The following is a 21941-nucleotide window of genomic DNA, read 5'->3' on the forward strand; positions in this document are numbered from 1 at the left end:
AATCATGCGCGACAATTGATCGTCGTGAAGTGATCTCAACCGCTCTGTCCGCTGCGCTCTGAACGGGCCCCTTCAGCATCTTGATGGGCACGGCGGCCAAGTATTGCGTGGTCATCAGAATGGCCGGTGTGAAGCCAGGGGCAGGCCGTTGTGCTCCACATAGGCATTCGAGCTTTCCAGCGCCTCGCGATTGGCTTCGAGCCACAGTTCGGCGCGCTTTTCGGCCACCGCGCGCGCCAGGCCCGCTTCTGCGGCTTGGGGGACGTTGATGTTCAGTGCTTTGGCCTCTGAGAGCAGTGCTGCCCCCAACGAGACGTTGGGGGCTTTGCGTGGCTGACTGGCGGGTGCGGTTTGCGTGGGCATGGTGGGGGCGGGGCTTGGAAGCCGGTGCTGACAAAATTTGTCATCACCCTTAAGGGGGTGACAAATTTGGGCGCTACAGCGGACACAAGGTCGACCAAAGTGGTCCTGCCTACCCCCTCCCCTAGGGGAAATCGCCAACTAAATCACGTTTTTTCGGGCAATGAAAGCTGGCATGTTGCCTGCCTAATAGAAGACGTGGCTCCCGAAAGCGTGGGGCCGGTCAAAGGCAAGTTTTCTTAGCGGGTCGCGGCCCAAGGAGTTGATCATGCGAGTGATGAAGCAAGTGCAAAAGGGTTTCACCCTGATCGAACTGATGATCGTTGTGGCGATCATTGGTATTTTGGCTGCGGTGGCGCTGCCTGCGTATCAAGATTACACGCTGCGTGCCAAAATGAGCGAGGTGATTGGCTTCGCTGCAGCGGCCAAGACATCTGTTGGAGAATGCCTGCTCTCCGCTGAGAATGAGACGAATTGTAACTCAAATGCGGAAACGGGATTGGATACAGCGACGGCCATCACCAGTACTTACGTTGAAAGCGTGACTGTAGGTGGCGGTGGTGCCGCAGGCACGCCAGTGACAATTGGTGTGGCAGTGCGTGGAACAGGCAATTCAACCTTGGATGCTGGTACCATTACTTTTACCGGTAGCAAGGGAACTAACGGGATCACGTGGGCTTGCACAGTTAGCAACGCGAATATCTCTAAGTATGTGCCCGCAAACTGCCGTGGTACTGGTGCAACCTGATAAGCTTGAGCGAGTTTGGGGTGTCTTGTTGAGATGCCCCGCAAAATGCCCATCATGCACTTGCTGATGGGCATTTTGCTTTGTGTGCTAGCTTGGGCGAGCTGTACTGGGTGCAAGGCCTGCCGTGAGTTGACATAGCGATCGAAGTGATGCTCAACTGCATGAGGGTTGCAGTGGGAGGGTGGGTCCGTCCTTCCACGGTAACCCTCAATATTCACGGGAATTCTGCCGCCGGAGTTTGATCTCAAGCGAGCGGGCGCAGTGCGCAATGAGCTCGAGTGTGATTTCTTCAGCGACTGTGTCTGAGGTCGCTCTTGAGCGTTCGGGCGTTGGGTTTGAAGAATAGATGGCAGCGATGCGTTCGATCTGGTTGTGCCTTATGTCGACACGGCCTTGTGAGGGCGTTTTGAACTCTGGCACGCCAAGTAGAAGGATGTCGTGAATATGGCAAGGAGCGCATAAGTGTACAGGGGGCCATGCCATAGCCAGGCTGTGGCGTTGTTCATGTCTGAGGCTCTCTCTAGCTCTCTGGGGATTGCGGTTATGGCAATTGCACTTATTGCCGTGATGGTTGCAATGTCTTTTTTATTGCTGTTATGAGCATGGTGCCATGCCGGAAATAAGCTCAGGGTGAGTAGTGGGAAGTAATATATCCATCCAAGAGGTGATATTAAGATGAGTGCAGGAATGGTGAGTGCGTATACATGGGCTGCGCGCTCTGCGTGCCCTAGTGGTTTGGTTTGCTTGATGGCCCCAAAAAGCATAAAAATGATGAGCAGGGAGAAAAATGTGGTTGCCGCATCTCCTAACAAGGGGGGGTGCAACCAGGGGGGGTTTTCAGCGCCACCAAATATTCTTGCAAAAAATCCAGTGAGCGACGCGTTCCAATTTGACGTCGTCCATGTTATATCGCGCAGAGCAAGTGCGTAGTCGGCATGTACGGGGCCGCCAAGCCACAGAAGGCCTGCGAATGAGATGACGCATGTGGTCGAGATAAGGGATGCGGCGGCTCGTGGCTTTCTTGATGCCAGTAGGCTAACTATAAAAAGAGCAAAGATCGGCTTGAAGGCAGTTGCAATGCCTAACCAGGCGCCAGCTCTGAGCGGCTGATTTCTTTCCAGTGCAAGCCAGCTTAGGGTTAGGGGTAGTAGTAAAAAGAGCGTTACCTGGCCGTAGGCAAAGTTGCAGTAAGTTGGGTAATACAGAAATAAAGCAATGCAGAGCCAGGCGGTTTTCTTTAGATGCGACGCCTTAGAGGTGGTGTGTCTCTTCCCGAGCAGCCACATAGCGAAGATGCCACTTATCGTCGAGAGGGATGCCCATATCCACCACGCCAACTTGAACGGCACGCTGGAGAGCGGCAGTATCACCAGTCCAAAAATGGGTGGATTAAGATTGGGGTGCAAGCACGAGGATGATGGGTTAAATGATTTGATGTCATTTTCGTTCACTGGTTTTTGGTTTTGTAGCTGAGTCCAGCGGTTTTTTTCTTCGCAGGGATCCCCCTTGTTTAATCTGGGCGGTAATTTCCAGTAGGGGCTTTCTCCCGTTTTTAGTCGTTCGGCTGATAAATAGAATTTATAAAAATCCGTTGCGGTAGGATCTTCCGTGTAGATTTTTCCGGTGGCAATGTAAGCGGCCATTATCGTGATTGATGTGATTGCGATCGCCATCCACGAGAGCAGTTCTTGCCATTTGTTTGCGAGCGATTTTGGTGCCTTTGTACTCATGTGCGGCTTGTCTTGTGTTTATTTTAATTCGGCCCGATGTGTCGTTGTTTTTTTATGATTGCCAGTGCGATTCCGAAGCAACAGCTCGCATTTGCCCATGTGCAGTTCCAGTGTGTGAACGAATCGGTCATGAATGCCGTCATGTAAATTGTGGCGAGTACGAGCATCCAAGTGACTGTGTCATGGTGGGCTGAGTTTTTTTCTTCGATTTTTACTTGGCTTGCAATAATAGCCAGTGCTATCCATGACGCGATGAAGGCCATGGATGCTGGAATGCCTCTTGAAATCGCTATTTGTAAGTAGTCATTATGAAGATGGCGCATAGATGTGATCGAGGATTTTGGGCGGCCCCAATCTCTCCATCTGTCATTAAATTGCAAATCAAGTTGATGGGAGCCTTTCCCAAGAAGTGGATTATCCAGGATGTGTTCGGTCGACCACCTGATGGCATCTGTGCGTTCGCCAAGTGATGTTCTGTATTGGCTGTTACTATATTTTATGACGTCAGTTTGAACTGTTTGCAACTTGGTTGATAGTGTGATTGTCCAAATAATAATTAAAGGTAGGCTAAGGGCGATGGTTCTTGATGCATCTCTTGGTTTCCTTATGACGTAGGTTGTGAGGCCTGTTAGGAATGTTAGTAGGGCTGTTTTTGCCAGGGTGCATATTGCCGCAGCGATTCCTATGGCTATTAGGGCCGGGTGGCTCCTGGTTAGTGCGCTGGGGCTGGATTTTTTCTTGGTTGCGCATAAAATGCAAAGCATCGCTAGCAGCATTGGACCATTCATAACGTTGAATGAAAATCCGCCTGGCCGCTCATGCTTTTCTATTGCTAGTTGCCATATGATGAGAATTGATGCGCTAATGGTTGCGGTTGCAATTGTGATATAGATAGCGATTGTGTTTTTCTTTGTTGTGGATTCAAATAGTGAGGCGATCGGTAGCCAGAGGATTGGTATGAATATGGATTCATACTCTGATTTGGTGCATGCGTGCGATAGGCAGCCGGAAAAAAGTAGCGTAGATAGGCCTATTGAGGTGGCTGTTATAAAGCGGTTCAATAGTGCGATACGCACTGTGGTGGCTCTTCCTTCCTGGGAGGTCAGGATGAGTATCCAAGGGAGCAACACGGTCGCGTTAGTCCATAAGGCATTGCGGTCTGCGAGCAGCAATAAAAACAGGTTGAGGTGGAACGCAAATCGAACGATCAATCCTTTTGTGTTGAGTGCTGTTTGCATTGAGATGTCCCGTTCCGTTGTGGCGATGAGTGCACATGGTCATTGCTTAGCACGAGATAGCTCAGTGGCAAATCATGTTCGACTGTGCTCGGTACTGTTGCTCAGTGCACCACAAGTGCTTTGCATTGTGCCGATCATTCAGGCGGTGCGGTGTTTGGATCTTGCCTCTGCGCGTTTTAGAATCCCAGTTTCCCGCGACCCACCAACCCACAACATGTCCAACTCCACCAAGAACATCACAGCCATGGCCAATGCCATCCGTGCCCTTGCCATGGATGCTGTCCAGCAAGCCAATTCCGGTCACCCTGGCGCCCCGATGGGCATGGCCGATATGGCAGTGGCGTTGTGGAGTCGCCATCTGCGTCACCATCCTGCGCAGCCTCAGTGGGCTGACCGCGACCGCTTCGTGCTGTCCAACGGTCACGCGTCGATGCTGATCTATTCGCTGCTGCATCTCTCGGGCTACGACCTGTCGATCGATGATCTGAAGGCCTTCCGCCAGATGCACAGCAAGACGCCCGGTCACCCCGAAGTGGGCATCACCGCTGGCGTTGAAACCACCACCGGCCCGCTGGGGCAGGGCATCACCAATGCCGTGGGCTTTGCCCTGGCCGAGAAGATGCTGGCTGCCGAGTTCAACCGCGAAGGCCACAACATCGTCAACCACCACACCTATGTGTTCATGGGTGACGGTTGCCTGATGGAGGGCATCAGCCACGAAGCCGCCGCGCTGGCTGGCGCCTGGAAGCTGGGCAAGCTGGTTGCCTTGTACGACGACAACGGCATCTCGATCGACGGTCAGGTGGCCCCCTGGTTCGTGGATGACACGCCCAAGCGTTTCGAGGCCTATGGCTGGAACGTGATCGGCCCCGTGGACGGCCACGATGTGGACGCCGTGGATGGCGCCATCGAGAAGGCCAAGATGAGCACCGACAAGCCCACGCTGATCGTGTGCAAGACGGCCATCGGCCATGGCTCGCCCAACCGCGCCAACACGGCCAAGGCCCACGGCGAGCCTCTGGGTGGCGATGAAATCAAGCTGACCCGTGAAAACCTGGGGTGGGCGCACGACGCTTTCGTGATCCCCGAAGAGGTCTATGGCGACTGGAATGCCAAGGCTGACGGCGAGCTGCTGGTCAATGACTGGAACACGCGCTTCGACGCCTACAAGGCCGCCTTCCCCGAGCTGGCATCCGAGTTCACACGCCGCATGGCTGGCGACCTGCCTGCCAACTTCGCCGAGATCTGCGTGCAGGCCGTGGCTTCTGCGCACGACAAGGCCGAGACCGTGGCCAGCCGCAAGGCCAGCCAGATCGCTCTGGAGTTCTTCACGGCTGCCGTGCCTGAAATGCTGGGTGGCTCTGCCGACCTGACCGGCTCCAACCTGACCAATACCAAGAGCACGCCCGCTTTCCGCGTGGATGACGAAGGCGCTGTGGTCAAGACCGAAGGCAAGCCTGGCCGCCACATCAACTACGGTGTGCGCGAGTTCGGCATGGCCGCGATCATGAACGGTGTGGCCCTGCATGGCGGCTACATCCCCTACGCCGGCACCTTCCTGACCTTCTCGGACTACAGCCGCAACGCCATCCGCATGGCCGCGTTGATGAAGCAGCGCGTGATCCATGTGTTCACGCACGATTCCATCGGTCTGGGCGAAGACGGCCCGACTCACCAGTCGGTCGAGCACGCTGCCAGCTTGCGCCTGATCCCTGGTCTGGACGTGTGGCGTCCTGCCGATACGACGGAAACAGCCGTGGCCTGGTCCATCGCGCTGGCCAACAAGAACCGCCCCTCGGCGCTGTTGCTGTCGCGTCAGAACCTGCCATACGCACCCAAGCAGGATGCGGATGTCATCACGCAAGGCGCGTATGTTCTGGCTGAACCCTCAGAGGTGGGGTTGAAGAAAAAGGCGGTTGCCGTGATCATCGCGACCGGTTCTGAAGTGCAACTGGCGCTGCATGCCCAGGCCGAGTTGGCCAAGCTGGCCATCCCGGTGCGCGTGGTGTCCATGCCCTCGAACACCGTGTTCGATCGTCAATCGGTCGAGTACAAGAAGTCGGTGCTGCCTGCCAACCTGCCGCGCATCGCGGTCGAGGCCGGCGTGACGGACGGCTGGTGGAAGTACGGCTGCGCCGCCGTGGTGGGCATCGACACCTATGGCGAATCTGCGCCTGCTGGCGTGCTGTTCAAGCACTTCGGCTTCACCACCGAGAACGTGGTGGCGACGGTTCGCAAGGTGCTGCAGCTCAAGAAGTAAGTCAAGGCTTTGCCGGGCGCCTTCCGGCAAAGTTTCAGTTTCAGTTTTAGTTCAACATCCTTCAAGGTAAAGCAATCATGGCTATCAAGATTGGTATCAACGGCTTCGGTCGTATCGGCCGCATGGTCTTCCGCGCTGCCATCCAGAACTTCAACGACATCGAAGTCGTCGGCATCAACGACCTGCTGGAGCCTGACTACCTGGCCTACATGCTGAAGTACGACTCGGTGCACGGCCGCTTCAAGGGCGAAGTTTCTGTGGACGGCAACACCCTGATCGTCAATGGCAAGCGCATCCGCCTGACCGCCGTGAAGAACCCCGCTGAACTGAAGTGGGACGAAGTTGGCGCTGACGTGGTGGTCGAATCCACGGGTCTGTTCCTGACCAAGGAAACCGGCCAGGCTCACATCACCGCAGGTGCCAAGAAGGTCATCATGTCGGCCCCCTCGAAGGACGACACCCCGATGTTCGTCTACGGCGTGAACGACAAGACCTACGCTGGCCAGACCATCATCTCCAACGCTTCGTGCACCACCAACTGCCTGGCACCTGTGGCCAAGGTGCTGAACGACACCTTCGGCATCAAGCGCGGCCTGATGACCACCGTGCACGCAGCGACCGCCACCCAGAAGACCGTGGACGGTCCTTCGAACAAGGACTGGCGCGGCGGCCGCGGCATCCTGGAAAACATCATTCCTTCGAGCACGGGCGCTGCCAAGGCCGTGGGCGTGGTGATCCCCGAGCTGAACAAGAAGCTGACCGGCATGGCTTTCCGCGTGCCTACCTCTGACGTGTCGGTCGTTGACCTGACCGTCGAGCTGAACAAGGAAGCGTCGTACGACGACATCTGCAAGGCCATGAAGGCTGCTTCGGAAGGTGCCATGAAGGGCGTGCTGGGTTACACCGAAGACAAGGTGGTGGCCACCGATTTCCGTGGCGAAAGCTGCACCTCGGTGTTCGATGCCGAAGCCGGCCTGGCACTGGACAGCACTTTCGTGAAGGTCGTGTCCTGGTACGACAACGAGTGGGGCTACTCGAACAAGGTCCTCGAAATGGTGCGTGTGATCGCCAAGTAAGCGCTGGCGGCACTTTCATCAAGTGACAAAAGACCTCTTCGGAGGTCTTTTTGTTTGATCTGCGTACAAGTTTTTTGTGCGCAATTGTCACCAGCTTCGAATTGGTGCATCTGTCGTGACGCCTGCAAGACATAATCGCCGCTCCTTTTGGATCATGGCTCTTGCAGGACAACACCCTTGATGAGGATGCTTCGCGCGTTGTTGTGGCCCATCTTGTTGATGGGGGCCGGATGGGCTGTGGCTGACACAGCCCCGCCGCGGATGGCCATGGGCTTGATCGTCAAGCTCAAAGGGGCAGACCCAGCCGTGGCGAGCCAGTCCGTGGTGCGTTTGCAGGCCATGAGCAGGCCCGCTGCCACCCCGCAAGAGGCCCGTACGCGTCTGTACGGGGCTTCGCAGCGCCAGCGCGTGGGGTATCTGTTGCAAAAGCCGACCGCTTTCGCGGCCCATGTGATCCATGGGGGGCGCCCGGTGCCGCTGGCGCAAGCCGAGGCCGACGCGGCGCGCCTGAGGCAGGACCCGGACGTGGAGTGGGTGATCGTCAATGAGATGGTGCCACCCGCCTCGGTCGATCTGAACGATCCAGGATACGGTGGCCAGACCTGGTTGCAAGCCCGAGATAGCGGACATGCCGGCGTGGCGAACTATCCCGCAGCCTGGGCCGCGTTGTCCGGGCGGACTTTGTCCCCGGTGGTGGTGGCGGTGCTCGATACCGGCATCCTGCCTGCGCCAGATCTGGATGGGCGGGTGTTGGGTGGCTACGATTTCGTGTCCGATCCGGCGTATTCAGGTGATGGGGATGGCGTGGATCCCGATCCGCGGGATGAGGGCGATCACTTGCCAACATGGCCTGCCGGGTGTGTGGCGTCGCCATCGCGCTGGCATGGCTTGAGCGTGGCGGCCGTGCTGGCGGCCAATACGGGCAATGCCTCGGGGGGGGCGGGCGCACTGGCGCCCTTGCCTGGCCCGGTGGTGCTCCCTGTACGTGTGGCTGGTGCATGCGGCGCTCAGCTCAGTGACATCCTGGAGGGCATGTTATGGGCCGCGGGTATCTCGTACCACGGTTCGCCCGCGCGCAATGTGCATCCGGCCAGAGTCGTCAACCTCAGCTTTGGTGGTGTGGGTTCGTGTGCAGACATCGGCAGTGGTGCGCGCGATGTGGCCTGGCTTTACCGGCAGACCATTGCCACGCTCAAGAGCCAGGGTGTGCTGGTGGTGTCTTCTGCTGGCAATGGCGACAAGGCCACCGGCCTGGGACTCTGGGGGGCCACGCGCCCGGCCAATTGCGCGGGCGTGCTGGCGGTCACAGGTTTGAATGAGCGAGGGTACAAGGCGCGCTACGCCAATCTGTTGAATACGGATGGCGTTCAGTTCTTTGGCGTGGCTGTGGCGTCAGGTGATACCGATGGCAGCCCGTCCAATTTCCTGATGGACTCGGGCATCGTCACGCAGGTGTATGACGACGTGTGGGGCGCGTTCACTTTGGCCCCGACAGCGGGCACCAGCCTGGCTGCCCCCGCTGCTGCAGGCGTGGCCGCATTGATGCTGGCCGTCAACCCCGGCTTGACCGTGGATGAGCTGTTGTGGGGGCTGACGCAAAAAAACTCACCCTTCCCTGACAACAGCGCCTTGCCAGCATGTGTGCCGGGCCAGGTGACCGGGCAGGGTAACTGCAACTGTACGATTGCGACGTGTGGCGCTGGCGTGCTGGACGCCGAAAGTGCTGTCAACTGGGCCATTGACCGTGCGACGTCGGGTGGCGGGGTAACTGCCACGCCAAGTTCGACATCTGGCTCGCAGAGCGTCTGCTACTTCACCCCATCGAGAGAAGGGGGGGGTGATGCTTGCAGCAGCCCATCTTCGGCTGGTGGCGACCAGGGGGGCGGGGGCGGTGCCGCATCGCTGCTGGATCTGCTGGTATTGGCGTTCATCGCTGCGGGCGTGGGGCGGGCGGGTCGCAAGTCCCTCAATGGATTCAAGGGCGGCAGGCGCTGAAGCCTTTGCCTTGAGGTAGCTTCATGCTGGCCAGGGTGACTTGCATGCCGACACTGGCGCGGGGGATGCGCAGCACTTGAACCTCCATCGCTGGGCGCACGGTGACGATGCGCGCCGTGCGGATGCCGCGGTTGCGCATGGCGATGAGCCCGGCGTCCGCATCTTCCTGCCTGTTGAAGCGCCCCAGCGAGATGCCCAGGGCCAGATTGGCCGGCGTGCGCACCTCTTCAAAGTTCAGGCCCCTGATGCGGCGCAACTCGGCTTGCTTGCGCTCCAGCATGTCGGCATCGGCGTAAGGGCCCATGTAGACCAGCCACAAGCCTTGTATGGCCACCGTGCGGCTACCCCAGCTGCCAGCGGGGAGGATGGGCTTGAGGTTGGCTTCCAGGCTGGCGTATTCACTGGCGCTGAAGGGGCCGGCCTCCACGCACTTGGTGTCCTTGTGGTCCGCTGCGATGGATGGGCTGGACGGTGCCGTCTGAACGGTGGATGCGATGGATGCGGGCGCCGAGGCGGCGCTGGCGCCCGCAGTCGGGCTGGAAGCGGCGCTCATCGCATCGCCTGCAGCGACACCGCCTTTGCGGACGCCCTTGTCGGCTTTGGATGAGCCTGGGGCCAGCACCACCATCTTGTCAGCGTGGATCTGCAGGCCCATGCGCTGAGGTTCGTGCTGCGCATCGGGTTGCACGCCGATGACTTGATTGAGCCAGCCTTTGCTCCACGCGAAGAAGGCGGCGTTGACGATCAGCAGAATCAGCACCAGGGAACGCAGCATGGGTCGGTTTGGCTGTTGGGGTGAGCGAACAGTGGGGTGAGGGCAACGGCCTTAGCTTTGCAATCTCACGCTGACTTCGCCTGTGGACCAGGCTTGCAGGCCCTTGTCAGTATGCACGAGCAGCGCACCGGTTTCGCTCACGCCTTGTGCCATGCCGGTGTCACTGGGGGCGTGTCCGTCGGCAGGGCCCTGGCCTGGCGTGGCCCACAGACCAACCGTTTGCCCTGCCAGCACGTCACGTTGACTGTAGGCCGCCTGCAACGGTGCAAAGCCGGCTGTTTCAAATGCACGGACCTTGGCCAGCAACGAGGGGGCCACCCAGGACCAGACTTCGCCCACGGTCAAGGTGTGGCCGCCCTTGAGTGCCGATGACAGGGATGTGGCCTCGGCAGGTGCCTGGCCGGGCCTCACATTCAGGCCGATGCCGATGACCACCCATCGTTGGCCTTCGCTCAGGCCTGGCGCCGGCGTGGCTTCGATCAGGATGCCGCCCAGTTTGCGGCCGTTGAGCCACAGGTCATTGGGCCATTTCAGGCCGATGGCCGGTGTGTTGACCTGATCCGGCAGCGCCCGCAGGCCGGTTTCAAGCCCTTGCGCCACGGCCAGGCCGACCGCCAGGGACAAGGCGCTGCCACCCCCCGGGATCTCGTCCAAGCGCATGGGCAGACCCAGGGAGAAGGTCAGGGTGTCGCCAGGGGCGGCCAGCCAGGTGCGGCCCTGACGGCCTCGGCCTGCGGTCTGGCGGCACGCCACGATAAAGGTCGGGCTGGTTTCGCCCCGGCGGCCACGGGCCATCAGCTCGGTGTTGGTGGAGCCGATCTCGGGCAGCACTTCCACGCTCAGGTCCAGGCAGGCGGGCGAAGCGGCCTCCCAGATGCGTTCGGCGGCGGCGTGGAGGTCCGCCTGCACGGCGCTGAGCGCGGTGTCAGCCATCAGCGGCGGCGCGAGGCCAGCATGGTGCCGCGGCACTTGGGCGAGCCGCACCAGCAAGCGTATTCCTTCTTGAGCTTGGCCGTCATGCGGGCATCGATGATCAAACCGTAGTCAAAGAACAACTCTTCGCCCACGGCGATGTCGCGCAATGCCTTCAGAAAAACGCGATTGCCATCCTGCTCGGCTTCCAGATTGGGGTCGCAGGAGTGGTTGATCCACTTGGCAGAATTGCCCTGGTACTTCCCGTCGATGACGTGGCCGTCGTCCAGGTGGAAGTAAAAGGTGTGATTCGGTTGTGACGGATCGTGCGGGTGGCGATCCAGCGCCTCCTGCCAGGTGATGATCTCGCCCCGGTACTCCAGCACCGTGTCACCGGCCTTCAGAGGGCGGATGGCGTAGACGCCCTTGCCGTGGATGGCCGACTCGCGCACCTGGGTGCGACGGCCGGAAGAGGGCTCTTGAGCCGGGACGTGAGCCGTCCGGGCGGCAGGCTTGGTTTTTTTTGCGGCTTGCGTCATCGGCCAGATTGGGTACATTGAATTGGTGGGCGCGCGTGCCCGCGTATGTGCACACGTATGTGTGCGTGCGTGCGCGCGAGAAGCCCGATTGTAAGAAGAGATATAAAGACGCCCATGAGCAAAGCCCTGGTCATTGCAGAAAAACCGTCAGTTGCCCAAGACATCGTGCGCGCATTGACGCCGGTGGACGGCAAATTTGACAAACACGATGAATACTTCGAGAGCGAACACTATGTGGTCAGCTCCGCCGTCGGCCACCTGGTCGAAATCAAGGCGCCCGACGAATTCGATGTCAAGCGGGGCAAGTGGAGCTTCGCCAACCTGCCGGTCATCCCGCCGCATTTCGATCTCAACCCGATCGACAAGAGCAAGGGGCGCCTCAATGCCCTGGTCAAGCTCATCAAGCGCAAGGACGTCACCACGCTGATCAACGCATGTGACGCGGGGCGTGAAGGTGAACTGATCTTCCGCCTGATCGCGCAGTACGCTGCCGACAGCACGGCCACCACGCGCGCCAAGGGCCTGGGCAAGGAAGTCAAGCGCCTGTGGCTGCAGAGCATGACACCGGCGGCCATCCGCGACGGCTTTGAGCAACTGCGCACCGACGAGCAGATGACGCCGCTGGCCAGCGCCGCACGTTGCCGCTCCGAAGCCGACTGGCTGGTGGGCATCAACGGCACGCGCGCCATGACGGCTTTCAACTCGCGCGATGGTGGTTTCTTTTTGACCACAGTGGGCCGGGTGCAGACGCCAACGCTGTCCATCGTGGTTGAGCGCGAAGAAAAGATCCGCAAGCACGTCTTCCGCGATTACTGGGAAATCAAGGCGAGCTTTGGGGTGGATGCCGGTGCCTACGAGGGCAAGTGGTTTGATCCCACCTTCAAGAAGGACAAGAACGCCGCAGAAGGTTCAGCCGAGGCCGAGTACAAGGCTGATCGCGTCTGGTCTGCCGCCGAGGCGCAGGCCATTGCCGATGCCGTGGAGGGCAAGCAGGGCACTGTCACGGAAGAGGCCAAGCCCAGCAACCAGTCCAGCCCGCTGCTGTATGACCTGACAACGCTGCAGCGCGAGGCCAACTCGCGTTTCGGCTTCAGTGCCAAGACCACGCTGGGCCTGGCGCAAGCCCTGTATGAAAAGCACAAGGCCCTGACCTACCCGCGTACCGATTCGCGCGCGCTGCCTGAGGACTACATCAGTGTGGTCAAGGACACCATGGGCATGATCGCCAGCGAGGACATGCCCGGGCCACTGCGCGAACTGGCGCAGCACGCCGGCAAGGCCATCAAGGAAGGCTACGTCAAGCCCAACAAGCGCGTGTTCGATAACGCCAAGGTGTCGGATCACTTTGCCATCATCCCCACGATGCAGGCCCCCAAGAGCCTGACCGAGGCCGAAGCCAAGCTGTACGACATGGTCGTCAAGCGCTTCATCGCCGTGTTCTACCCGGCTGCCGAGTTCATGGTCACCACCCGCATCACCAAGGTGCCGGCCGCTGGCAAGGAGCATTGCTTCCAGACCAACGGCAAGGTGCTGGTCAAGCCGGGCTGGATGGCGGTGTATGGCAAGGAAGCCTCGGAAGAGGGCGACGAGCGCACGCTGGTGGCCGTCAAGCCCGGCGAGGCCGTGACCACGGAAGACGTGGTCGTCAATGCGCTCAAGACCAAGCCACCGGCACGCTACTCTGAAGCGACGCTGCTGAGCGCGATGGAAGGCGCGGGCAAGCTGATCGACGACGAAGAGCTGAAGGCCGCGATGACCGAGAAGGGCCTGGGCACACCAGCCACCCGTGCGGCCATCATCGAAGGCTTGCTCACCGAAAAGTACATGTACCGCGAAGGCCGTGAGCTGATTCCCACGGCCAAGGCTTTCCAGCTGACCACGCTGTTGCGCGGCCTGGGCGTGGAAGACCTCACCAAGCCCGAGCTGACCGGCAACTGGGAGTTCCAGCTCGCCGAGATGGAAAAGGGCCGCTTGAGCCGCGAGGCCTTCATGGCCGAAATCGCCGCCATGACGCAGCGCATCGTGCAAAAGGCCAAGGAATACGACCGCGACACCATTCCCGGTGATTACGCCACCTTGCAAACGCCTTGCCCCAACTGCGGCGGTGTGGTCAAGGAAAACTACCGCCGCTTCACCTGCGTGGGCAAGAGCGGTGGCGATGATGGCGCGGGTTGTGGCTTCAGCATGACCAAGATCCCCGCTGGCCGCAGCTTCGAGTTGCATGAGGTCGAGCAATTGATGCGCGACCACAAGATCGGCCCGATGGACGGCTTCCGCTCCAAGGCAGGCTGGCCTTTCACGGCCGAGCTCAAGCTGGTTCGTGACGAAGAGGCGAAGAACTGGAAGATGGAGTTCGACTTCGGCGAAGACGCCAAGAAGGACGACGAATCCGGCGAAGCGGTGGACTTCAGCGCACAGACCAGCCTGGGCGCCTGCCCCAAGTGCGGCGGCCAGGTGTACGAGCATGGCAGCAACTACGTGTGTGAGAACACGACGGGCAGCTCCAAGGCCAAGTGCGACTTCAAGAGCGGCAAGATCATCCTGCAGCAACCCATCATGCCTGACCAGCTCGTCAAGCTGCTGGAAACAGGCAAGACTGATCTGCTGGAGAACTTCGTGTCCAACAAGACGCGCCGCAAGTTCAAGGCTTTCCTGAGCTGGGACGCCAAGGCGGGCAAGGTGGGCTTCGAGTTCGAGCCGCGGGCACCACGTGCACCGGCTGCCAAGAAGGCCGCATCCAAAACGGCAGGCAAGACCGCCGCGAAAAAGGCGGCTTGATCCGCTGGCGGCTTGCCGGGTGTTGCCCGGGCGTCCGTCAACGTTGTAAGCAAGCTGTAAGGGGCCGGGTAACCGGCCCTTTTTCCGTTTCGCCCTGAGCTGAACGGATCAGGGTTGACCCTGGGTGGTGTATCTTCGCTTCCTGTTTAATTGGACTTGAAGTTGTTGGCGATGCTGTCTGGTCGTATGGGTTTGAAGCGTTGGGTGTTTGTGATGTTGGCCGTGTCCGTGGGGATGGCGGCTGGGCAGGCGCAGGCGGAAGTCCAGATCAAGGGGGCCGGGGCGAGCTTCCCCTCGCGTGTGTATGAACGCTGGACGCAACGTTTTGCCGAACAGAATCAGGGTGTGACTGTGCGTTATGTACCCACAGGTTCTGGCGATGGCGTCAAGCAGATCAAGGCCCGCTCGGTGCACATTGGTGGCACAGACAATCCCCTGACGCCGCAGCAACTGGCCGAGAACAAGCTGGTTCAGATACCCATGCTGGTGGGCGGGCTGGTGCCGGTCGTGAACGTGCCGGGCATTGGCCCCAATCAGCTGGTGCTCACCGGCGAGGTGCTGGCCGACATCATGCAAGGCCAGATTCGTCAGTGGGATGATTCTCGGATCGTGGCGCTCAATGCGGGGCTGAGGCTACCAGCCCAGGCCATCACGCGCATCGTGCGTGAGGATGCATCGGGGTCGACCGAGGTGTGGACGCGCTATCTGGGCTTGTCTTCTGCCAGGTTCGCCTCGGCTGTGCCGGCATCGCAAAAACCGGCCTGGCCTGGCTCGACCCTGGCGGCCAAAGGCAATGATGGGGTTGCCGCCTTGTTGAGGGACACGGTCGGTGGGCTGAGCTATGTGTCATTTGACCGAGTACAGAAAGACCGTTTGAGCGCTGTCAAGCTGCGCACACCGGGTGGCTTCGTCGTGGCGGCATCGGAAGACGCCTTCCGCGCGGCCATTCTGGCGTCTGACGTATACAAGAAAGGTGACGATGCGGCCGGCTTGCTGAGCCAGCCACGTGCCGATGCCTGGCCTCTGACAGCAACCAGCTACGTGTTGTTGGATGCTGCGCCCAAGGACATGAATGCCGCTGACTGGGTGGCCCGATTTGTGTACTGGTGTTTCATGCATGGCGATGAATTGACCCGTGGAACCGGCTTCGCACCGCTGCCCGAACGTGTTCAGGCCCGGCTGTCAGGGCGTTTGTTGCAGATTCATGGTCCGGGTGGGCAAGTGCCTCGCTTCATTGCGCCTTGATGGGCGAACGACGCGGACCCGCCATCGCGAAAAGGGGCTTGCCGGCCTGATTCAACATGGGATGGCGTGACGGTGTAAGGTTCACGGCGGTGTTTGCGACCAAGTTCGCAGGCACCGTTTTTATTGGCCGTGGAGCTTGACCAGCATGACCGTTCTTCGCACATCGCGCAGCATCCTGCATCCTGACAGTGGGATGGTTCACGCCCTTCCCAGCGAGATCACCCCTGAGGCGGTCTACTTGGCGAGGCGGCAGTTGCTTCAGGCTGGGGCAGCCGGGGGCGCCTCGCTGTTGCTGGCAGGGCAGGGCCTCGCTCAGGGGGCTGTATCGGTGAAGCGCCCTGGCAAGCTGGCGGCTTTGCCTGGCGCACCCAGCAAGGTGGCAGGCGCCTTCACCATGGACAAGCTCACGCCCTACGAGGACGTGACCAGCTACAACAACTTCTACGAGTTCGGCACCGACAAATCCGACCCGGCCGAGAACGCCCACACGCTCAAGCCGCGCCCCTGGGCACTGAGCATTGAAGGCGAAGTGGGCAAGCCACTGAAGCTGAGCCTGGATGAGCTGCTCAAGCTGGGCGCTATGGAAGAGCGCATCTACCGGCTGCGTTGCGTGGAGGGTTGGTCCATGGTGATCCCGTGGGTGGGTTATTCGCTGTCCACGCTGATTCAGCGTGCCGAGCCTACGAGCCGGGCCAAGTACGTGGAGTTCGTCAGCCTGGCCGATCCCAAACAGATGCCGGGCGTGCGCACAGGCGTGCTGGACTGGCCCTATGTGGAAGGCTTGCGCATCGATGAGGCGATGCACCCGCTGACCCTGATGGCGTTCGGCCTGTATGGCGAGATCCTGCCCAATCAGAATGGCGCCCCGCTGCGCCTGGTGGTGCCCTGGAAATATGGCTTCAAGAGCGCCAAGTCGATCGTGAAGATCCGCCTGGTCGAGAAAGAGCCGGTATCCTCCTGGACCAAGGCCAACCCGCGTGAATACGGCTTCTTCTCGAACGTGAACCCGAAAGTGGATCACCCGCGATGGAGCCAGGCCTCGGAGCGTCGCATTGGGGATGGTGGCTTCTTTGCGCCGCGCAAGTCCACCTTGATGTTCAATGGCTACGAGGCCCAGGTGGGGCAACTCTACGCCGGCATGGATCTGAAGAAGTACTACTGATGCAAGCGATGACCGTGAACCAGGGGCTCAACCAGCTGCTGTTGAAACCCTGGGTGAAGCCGCTGTTGTGGCTGTTGTGTGCCGTGCCTCTTGTGGTGCTGGTGATCAAGGGGTTCACGGGGCACCTGGGGGCCAACCCGGCAGAAAAGCTCATCAAGGAAACGGGTGAATGGGCCTTGCGCTGGCTGTGGCTGACGCTGGCGATCTCGCCATTGCGCGAAGCGGCTTCGCTGCCCACCTTGATGCGCTATCGGCGTGCTTTGGGCGTGACCACCTTTGTGTACGCACTGATTCATTTCCTGGCCTACGCCTGGCTGGACAAGGGCCTGCTGATCGATGACATCGTCAAGGACGTGATCAAGCGCAACTTCATCCTCGTGGGGGTGGTGGCACTGGCCTTGATGACGCCCCTGGCCCTGACTTCGTTCAACTCGGCCATCCGCAAGCTGGGTGGGCGACAGTGGCAGGCCCTGCACAAGCTGGTGTATGCCGTGGCCTTGCTGGGCCTGCTGCATTTCTACTGGAAGAAGTCGGCCAAGAACGATGTGAGCGAGGTCATGGTGTATGCCGTGATCCTGGCCGTGCTGCTGGGCTGGCGCGCCATGCGCAAGGGCGGCGTGATGGGGATGCTGAAGGTCCGCTGAGCTCGGCGCGTTGCGCTCAGGTGACAATGATCGCCATGATCGATCTGCTGCTTCTGTTCGTGCCTTTTTTTGCCCTGGTTCTGCTGGGCTGGGGCGCGGCGCGGCGCGGCGTGCTGCCGCTCGATGGCATCGGGGCGCTCAACAGCTTCGTGCTGTATTTCGGCCTGTCTGCCATGGTATTTCGGCTCAGCGCCAGTGGTGCCTTGATGCAGGAGGGCTTGCTGGGCTTGCTGCTCGCGTACGGCGTGGCGGGCTCCCTGATCACCTTGCTGGCCTTGATCTGGAGCGTGCGCGTTGGCTTGATCCGTCGTGATGGCGGGCTGGTGGCGCTGGTCACCGCCTTTCCGAACACGGGTTTTCTGGGCCTGCCTTTGCTGACGGGGCTGCTCGGGCCGAAGGCAGCTGGGCCAGTGGCGGCGACCCTCATCGTGGATGTGCTGCTCTTGAGCTCCGTGTGCCTGGCCTGGGCGCATTCCCACGCGGCGCAAGACGCACCTGGTGATGATCCGCACGAGGCCTGGCATGCTGCGCAGGCCTCGCTCAAGGGCGCACTGCGCAATCCGCTGTTGTGGTCGATGGCCGTGGGCATGTTGTTCGCGGGCATGGGCTGGCACCTGCCTCAGCCTGTGGATGAAACCGTGCGTTTGCTGGGCCTGTCGGCCACGCCCACGGCCTTGTTCACGCTGGGTGCGATCCTGGCGCGTGCGCAGATGCAGCCTGCGCGCGCGGGCGCGGTCATGCCGGGGATCTGGGTGCCGGCCTTGCTGAAGCTGGTGGTGCACCCACTCATCGTGTGCGGTGTGGGCTGGGCCTTGCAGCGTGCCGGCGTGCCCTTGACCAGTTTTGGCTTGTTGACCGTGACCATGGCGGCGGCACTGCCTTCAGCCAGCAATGTCTCCATGCTGGCCGAGCGAGAAGGCGCCAACACCACCTTGGTGGCCCGTGTGATCTTGTGGACCACGGCCCTGGCGCTGGTCACCGTGGCCTTGTGGGCGCATGGCCTGGGTGTTCAGGCCACTTCGGCCACCACCTGATTGCGGCCTGAGAGCTTGCCCTTGTAGAGGGCCGTGTCGGCGCGGTTGACAGGAGCCTCGATGGACTCGTCATCGTGGTGGCAGCTCACGCCAAAGGTCATGCTGACCTTGATCTGCTGCCCTTCGAACGGGACCTCAATGGCCGCAATCTGCTGGCGCAGGCGTTCGGCCACGGTGCTGGCCATTTCCAGCGTGGCATTGGGCATCAGGATCAGGAACTCTTCGCCGCCCCATCGGGCGACGCTGTCCTGCTCGCGCAGTGCCTGGCGCAGGAGCTGGCTGACAGCGGTGAGCACCGTGTCGCCAGCGGCGTGACCGTACTCGTCGTTGATGCCTTTGAAGTGATCGATGTCGGCCAGCACGAAAGCCAGTGGGGCATGGTTGCGGCGGCGTTGAACGAGCTCGTATTCGGCCACTTCCATCAGGCTGCGGCGATTGAGCAGGTGGGTGAGCGGGTCGGTCGTGGCCAGCACGCGCAGATCCTTCTCGGCCTTGGTCACCAGCTTCAGGTAGATGTTGGAGAGATAGGTCAGCAGCAGGAAGGTGACCGCGATGTTGAAGTAACGCAAAGCGGCGAGGGTCTGTGTGCTGACGTGGTCATATGGGACAAGATCGCGCAGTGTGTAGTCCATGCCGACATAGAGCGCCAGCACCGTGCTGATCAACACCTGTTTGAAGGCGCGGATTTTCATCTGGCTGATGACCACGATGGGTACCATCACCAGCAGGTAATAGTGAAAGCCGCTATCCCAGCCGATGGCGCGCACGGCCAGCACCGCGTGAGCCAGGATTTCCGCCACGATGAGGCTGACGGCCAGCAGATTGAGGCGATGTTTCAGGCACAGGTAGCTGGTGCCAAACAGGAAGACGCTGCCCAGGTTGACCCAGGCCAGCGAATGCGCACCCAGGCCGTAGAACAGGCCCAGGAACATCACGTGCGTGGCGCCCGCCACCACGGCCACTTTGTGCATCAGCTTCCAGAATGCGGAAGCCGCATTGCGGTTGCTGAACTGTCGGCTGATGAAGGATTGAGGTTGGCTGTCCATCGTCTGCCTGTATCGGCAGTTTTTGGGCGTTCTTGAGCACTATGTCGCAATCGACCGGCGTGATATCGCCCGTGTAGCCCGTGGCCACGCTGCCGCTTAGCGTGCTCAGCCAGCGTATGAACTGACGGCACTCATGCTGCCAGCCGCATCGCTGTAGTCGTGCAAAATGTGCGCCCACCCTGCTTCGCGAGTTTTCGAATGGAAATCAAAGTCAATTTTCTCGACAAGCTTCGTCTCGAAGCCAAGTTCGATGACTTCACCGTGGTGGCCGATCAGCCCATCCGCTACAAAGGCGATGGCTCGGCTCCTGGGCCATTTGACTATTTTCTGGCTTCATCCGCCTTGTGTGCGGCTTACTTTGTGAAGCTGTACTGCGTCACGCGCGATATCCCTACCGACAATATCCGCCTGTCTCAGAACAACATTGTTGACCCGGAGAATCGCTACCAGCAGATCTTCAAGATCCAGGTCGAGCTGCCAGCGGATATATCCGACAAAGACCGCCAGGGTATCTTGCGGTCCATCGACCGTTGTACGGTGAAAAAGGTGGTGCAAGCCGGGCCTGAGTTCGTGATCGAGCAGGTGGAAAACCTGGATGCGGACGCGCAGTCCTTGCTGACCTTGAAGCCGGATGCATCAACGAGCACCTATATTGCAGGCAAGGATCTGCCGCTTGAGCAAACCATCGCGAACATGTCGGGGACCTTGGCTGCTCTGGGCATCAAGATCGAAATTGCGTCATGGCGCAACATCGTTCCCAATGTGTGGTCGCTGCATATCCGCGATGCGCACTCCCCCATGTGTTTCACCAATGGCAAGGGGGCGACCAAGGAGAGTGCCCTCGCGTCGGCCTTGGGCGAGTACATCGAACGCCTGAGCTGCAACCACTTCTACGGCGGTCAGTTCTGGGGTGAAGACATCGCCAATGCGGCGTTTGTGCATTACCCGAACGAACGCTGGTTCAAGCCTGGTCCTGACGATGCGTTGCCGGATGACATGCTCGATGAGCACTGCCTGGCCATCTACAACCCCGATGGTGAGCTGCGCGGCTCACATCTGATCGACACCAATTCAGGCCTTGTGCAACGCGGTATTTGCGCCTTGCCCTATGTCCGCCAGTCTGACGGTCAGGTCGTCTATTTCCCATCCAATCTGATCGAAAACCTGTATGTCAGCAATGGCATGAGTGCAGGCAATACCTTGGCTGAAGCGCAAGTGCAATGCCTGTCAGAAATATTCGAACGTGCAGTCAAGCGCGAGATCCTGGAGGGCGAAATCGCACTGCCCGATGTGCCGCAAGAGGTGCTGGCCCAATACCCAGGCATTCTGGCGGGCATTCAAGGGTTGGAAGAGCAAGGCTTTCCGGTGTTGGTGAAGGATGCATCACTGGGTGGCAAGTACCCGCTGATGTGCGTGACGCTGATGAACCCGAAGACCGGCGGCGTGTTTGCCTCGTTCGGCGCGCACCCCAGCTTTGAAGTGGCGCTGGAGCGCAGTCTGACGGAGCTGCTGCAGGGGCGCAGTTTTGAAGGGCTGAATGACTTGCCCCGCCCGACCTTTGTGAGCAACGCCGTGACGGAGCCCAATAACTTCGTCGAGCACTTCATCGACTCCAGTGGTGTGGTGTCGTGGCGCTTCTTCAGCGCCAAAGCAGATCATGAGTTCGTCGAGTGGGACTTTTCTCGCCAAGGTGCCAACGCCAATGCCGAGGAGGCCGCCGCCTTGTTCGGCATCCTCGAAGACATGGGCAAGGAAGTGTATGTGGCGGTGTATGACCAGTTGGGCGCCACGGCCTGCCGGATCCTGGTGCCGGGCTACTCGGAGGTCTATCCGGTTGAGGATTTGATTTGGGATAACACCAACAAGGCCTTGTTGTTCCGCGCCGATATCCTGAACTTGCACCGCCTGGACGACGATCAGCTTGAAGCATTGCTCGATCGTTTGATGGACAGCGAGCTGGATGACTACAACGACATCAGCACCTTGATTGGCATCGAGTTCGACGAGAACACGACCTGGGGTCAGTTGACCATTCTGGAGCTCAAGCTGCTGGTCCACCTCGCTTTGGGGCAATTGGAGGACGCGCAGGAACTGGTGGGCGCCTTCTTGCAATACAACGACAACACGGTCGAGCGCGGCTTGTTTTACCAGGCCTTGAACGTGGTGCTGGAAGTGGTGCTGGACGACGAGATGGCTTTGGAAGATTACGAAGCCAACTTCCGCCGTATGTTTGGCAACCCGCGCATGGACGCTGTCATTGGATCGGTGAATGGCAGCGTGCGCTTTTATGGCTTGACGCCAACCAGCATGAAGTTGGAGGGCCTCGACAGGCACCAGCGTCTGATCGACAGCTACAACAAGCTGCACAGGGCACGGGCTTCTGTTGGCGTGAGCTGATG

Annotated in this window: 17 protein-coding genes; 10 read left to right on the plus strand and 7 right to left on the minus strand. The window is 59.9% G+C overall.

Annotation, left to right across the window (positions count from 1 at the left end):
- Positions 1–114: 114 nt before the first annotated feature.
- A complete protein-coding gene (locus HY836_RS10920; protein WP_290676177.1) occupies positions 115–363 on the minus strand; it encodes a type II toxin-antitoxin system CcdA family antitoxin in 249 nt (82 codons plus the stop codon).
- 265 nt (positions 364–628) lie between these two features.
- On the opposite strand from HY836_RS10920, the gene HY836_RS10925 reads away from it, so the two are divergent.
- The gene (locus tag HY836_RS10925) at positions 629–1108 is read left to right on the plus strand and encodes a pilin (RefSeq protein ID WP_290676178.1); all 480 of its coding nucleotides are present in this window, start codon (positions 629–631) and stop codon (positions 1106–1108) included.
- 377 nt (positions 1109–1485) lie between these two features.
- On the opposite strand, the gene HY836_RS10930 is transcribed toward HY836_RS10925, so the two are convergent.
- Together HY836_RS10930 and HY836_RS10935 are read right to left on the minus strand one after the other, a co-directional pair.
- Positions 1486–2838 carry a glycosyltransferase family 87 protein gene (locus HY836_RS10930; protein ID WP_290676179.1) on the minus strand — a complete coding sequence of 451 codons (1353 nt, stop codon included), beginning with the start codon at positions 2836–2838 and terminating at the stop codon, positions 1486–1488.
- A gap of 23 nt (positions 2839–2861) precedes the next feature.
- Positions 2862–4076 carry an O-antigen ligase gene (locus HY836_RS10935; RefSeq protein WP_290676180.1) on the minus strand — a complete coding sequence of 405 codons (1215 nt, stop codon included), beginning with the start codon at positions 4074–4076 and terminating at the stop codon, positions 2862–2864.
- A gap of 214 nt (positions 4077–4290) precedes the next feature.
- Here HY836_RS10935 and tkt point away from each other — a divergent pair, with 214 nt between their 5' ends.
- The 3 genes from tkt (at position 4291) to HY836_RS10950 (ending at position 9407) form a co-directional block, all read left to right on the plus strand.
- Positions 4291–6336 carry a transketolase gene (gene tkt, locus HY836_RS10940; protein WP_290676181.1) on the plus strand — a complete coding sequence of 682 codons (2046 nt, stop codon included), beginning with the start codon at positions 4291–4293 and terminating at the stop codon, positions 6334–6336.
- Between the two features lie 77 nt (positions 6337–6413).
- Positions 6414–7412: a type I glyceraldehyde-3-phosphate dehydrogenase gene (gap, locus tag HY836_RS10945; RefSeq protein WP_290676182.1), complete on the plus strand. Its 999-nt coding sequence runs from the start codon at positions 6414–6416 to the stop codon at positions 7410–7412.
- A gap of 237 nt (positions 7413–7649) precedes the next feature.
- On the plus strand, positions 7650–9407 hold the full coding sequence (locus HY836_RS10950) for a S8 family serine peptidase (protein WP_290676183.1): 1758 nt from the start codon (positions 7650–7652) through the stop codon (positions 9405–9407).
- Here the strand turns inward: HY836_RS10950 and HY836_RS10955 are convergent.
- From HY836_RS10955 to HY836_RS10965, 3 genes are read right to left on the minus strand one after another with little or no spacing between them, the layout of a single operon-like run.
- A complete protein-coding gene (locus HY836_RS10955; RefSeq protein WP_290676184.1) occupies positions 9388–10182 on the minus strand; it encodes a hypothetical protein in 795 nt (264 codons plus the stop codon). The genes HY836_RS10950 and HY836_RS10955 overlap by 20 nt on opposite strands.
- 51 nt (positions 10183–10233) lie before the next feature.
- Positions 10234–11115, minus strand: coding sequence for a biotin--[acetyl-CoA-carboxylase] ligase (locus HY836_RS10960; protein ID WP_290676185.1), 882 nt, complete (start codon positions 11113–11115; stop codon positions 10234–10236).
- The gene (locus HY836_RS10965; RefSeq protein WP_290676186.1) at positions 11115–11633 is read right to left on the minus strand and encodes an SET domain-containing protein-lysine N-methyltransferase; all 519 of its coding nucleotides are present in this window, start codon (positions 11631–11633) and stop codon (positions 11115–11117) included. The genes HY836_RS10960 and HY836_RS10965 overlap by 1 nt, the downstream gene beginning before the upstream one ends.
- A 114-nt stretch (positions 11634–11747) precedes the next feature.
- On the opposite strand from HY836_RS10965, the gene HY836_RS10970 reads away from it, so the two are divergent.
- From HY836_RS10970 to HY836_RS10990, 5 genes are all read left to right on the plus strand, one after another.
- On the plus strand, positions 11748–14411 hold the full coding sequence (locus HY836_RS10970) for a DNA topoisomerase III (RefSeq protein WP_290676187.1): 2664 nt from the start codon (positions 11748–11750) through the stop codon (positions 14409–14411).
- 186 nt (positions 14412–14597) lie between these two features.
- Positions 14598–15656, plus strand: coding sequence for a phosphate ABC transporter substrate-binding protein PstS (pstS, locus tag HY836_RS10975; protein ID WP_290676188.1), 1059 nt, complete (start codon positions 14598–14600; stop codon positions 15654–15656).
- A 193-nt stretch (positions 15657–15849) separates the two neighbouring features.
- On the plus strand, positions 15850–16818 hold the full coding sequence (msrP, locus tag HY836_RS10980) for a protein-methionine-sulfoxide reductase catalytic subunit MsrP (protein WP_290676236.1): 969 nt from the start codon (positions 15850–15852) through the stop codon (positions 16816–16818).
- Positions 16818–17462, plus strand: coding sequence for a sulfite oxidase heme-binding subunit YedZ (locus tag HY836_RS10985; RefSeq protein ID WP_290676189.1), 645 nt, complete (start codon positions 16818–16820; stop codon positions 17460–17462). Before msrP ends, HY836_RS10985 begins: the two co-directional genes overlap by 1 nt.
- Positions 17463–17497: 35 nt before the next feature.
- Positions 17498–18496 carry an AEC family transporter gene (locus HY836_RS10990; RefSeq protein ID WP_290676190.1) on the plus strand — a complete coding sequence of 333 codons (999 nt, stop codon included), beginning with the start codon at positions 17498–17500 and terminating at the stop codon, positions 18494–18496.
- On the opposite strand, the gene HY836_RS10995 is transcribed toward HY836_RS10990, so the two are convergent.
- Entirely contained in the window at positions 18472–19542 is a 1071-nt protein-coding gene (locus HY836_RS10995; RefSeq protein WP_290676191.1) for a GGDEF domain-containing protein, read from the minus strand. The genes HY836_RS10990 and HY836_RS10995 overlap by 25 nt on opposite strands.
- Before the next feature lie 198 nt (positions 19543–19740).
- On the opposite strand from HY836_RS10995, the gene HY836_RS11000 reads away from it, so the two are divergent.
- The gene (locus HY836_RS11000) at positions 19741–21939 is read left to right on the plus strand and encodes an OsmC domain/YcaO domain-containing protein (RefSeq protein WP_290676192.1); all 2199 of its coding nucleotides are present in this window, start codon (positions 19741–19743) and stop codon (positions 21937–21939) included.
- Positions 21940–21941 lie beyond the last annotated feature (2 nt).

Source organism: Aquabacterium sp. (genome assembly GCF_016234775.1).
Taxonomy (GTDB): Bacteria; Pseudomonadota; Gammaproteobacteria; order Burkholderiales; family Burkholderiaceae_C; genus Aquabacterium.

Excerpts from the sequence above, each read along its gene's own strand:
- HY836_RS10920 (WP_290676177.1), bottom strand. The coding sequence starts at position 363 with ATGCCCACGCAAACCGCACCCGCCAGTCAGCCACGCAAAGCCCCCAAC.
- HY836_RS10925 (WP_290676178.1), top strand. The coding sequence starts at position 629 with ATGCGAGTGATGAAGCAAGTGCAAAAGGGTTTCACCCTGATCGAACTG.
- HY836_RS10930 (WP_290676179.1), bottom strand. The coding sequence starts at position 2,838 with ATGAGTACAAAGGCACCAAAATCGCTCGCAAACAAATGGCAAGAACTG.
- HY836_RS10935 (WP_290676180.1), bottom strand. The coding sequence starts at position 4,076 with ATGCAAACAGCACTCAACACAAAAGGATTGATCGTTCGATTTGCGTTC.
- tkt (WP_290676181.1), top strand. The coding sequence starts at position 4,291 with ATGTCCAACTCCACCAAGAACATCACAGCCATGGCCAATGCCATCCGT.
- gap (WP_290676182.1), top strand. The coding sequence starts at position 6,414 with ATGGCTATCAAGATTGGTATCAACGGCTTCGGTCGTATCGGCCGCATG.
- HY836_RS10955 (WP_290676184.1), bottom strand. The coding sequence starts at position 10,182 with ATGCTGCGTTCCCTGGTGCTGATTCTGCTGATCGTCAACGCCGCCTTC.
- HY836_RS10960 (WP_290676185.1), bottom strand. The coding sequence starts at position 11,115 with ATGGCTGACACCGCGCTCAGCGCCGTGCAGGCGGACCTCCACGCCGCC.
- HY836_RS10965 (WP_290676186.1), bottom strand. The coding sequence starts at position 11,633 with ATGACGCAAGCCGCAAAAAAAACCAAGCCTGCCGCCCGGACGGCTCAC.
- HY836_RS10970 (WP_290676187.1), top strand. The coding sequence starts at position 11,748 with ATGAGCAAAGCCCTGGTCATTGCAGAAAAACCGTCAGTTGCCCAAGAC.
- pstS (WP_290676188.1), top strand. The coding sequence starts at position 14,598 with ATGGGTTTGAAGCGTTGGGTGTTTGTGATGTTGGCCGTGTCCGTGGGG.
- msrP (WP_290676236.1), top strand. The coding sequence starts at position 15,850 with ATGGTTCACGCCCTTCCCAGCGAGATCACCCCTGAGGCGGTCTACTTG.
- HY836_RS10985 (WP_290676189.1), top strand. The coding sequence starts at position 16,818 with ATGCAAGCGATGACCGTGAACCAGGGGCTCAACCAGCTGCTGTTGAAA.
- HY836_RS10990 (WP_290676190.1), top strand. The coding sequence starts at position 17,498 with ATGATCGATCTGCTGCTTCTGTTCGTGCCTTTTTTTGCCCTGGTTCTG.
- HY836_RS10995 (WP_290676191.1), bottom strand. The coding sequence starts at position 19,542 with ATGGACAGCCAACCTCAATCCTTCATCAGCCGACAGTTCAGCAACCGC.
- HY836_RS11000 (WP_290676192.1), top strand. The coding sequence starts at position 19,741 with ATGGAAATCAAAGTCAATTTTCTCGACAAGCTTCGTCTCGAAGCCAAG.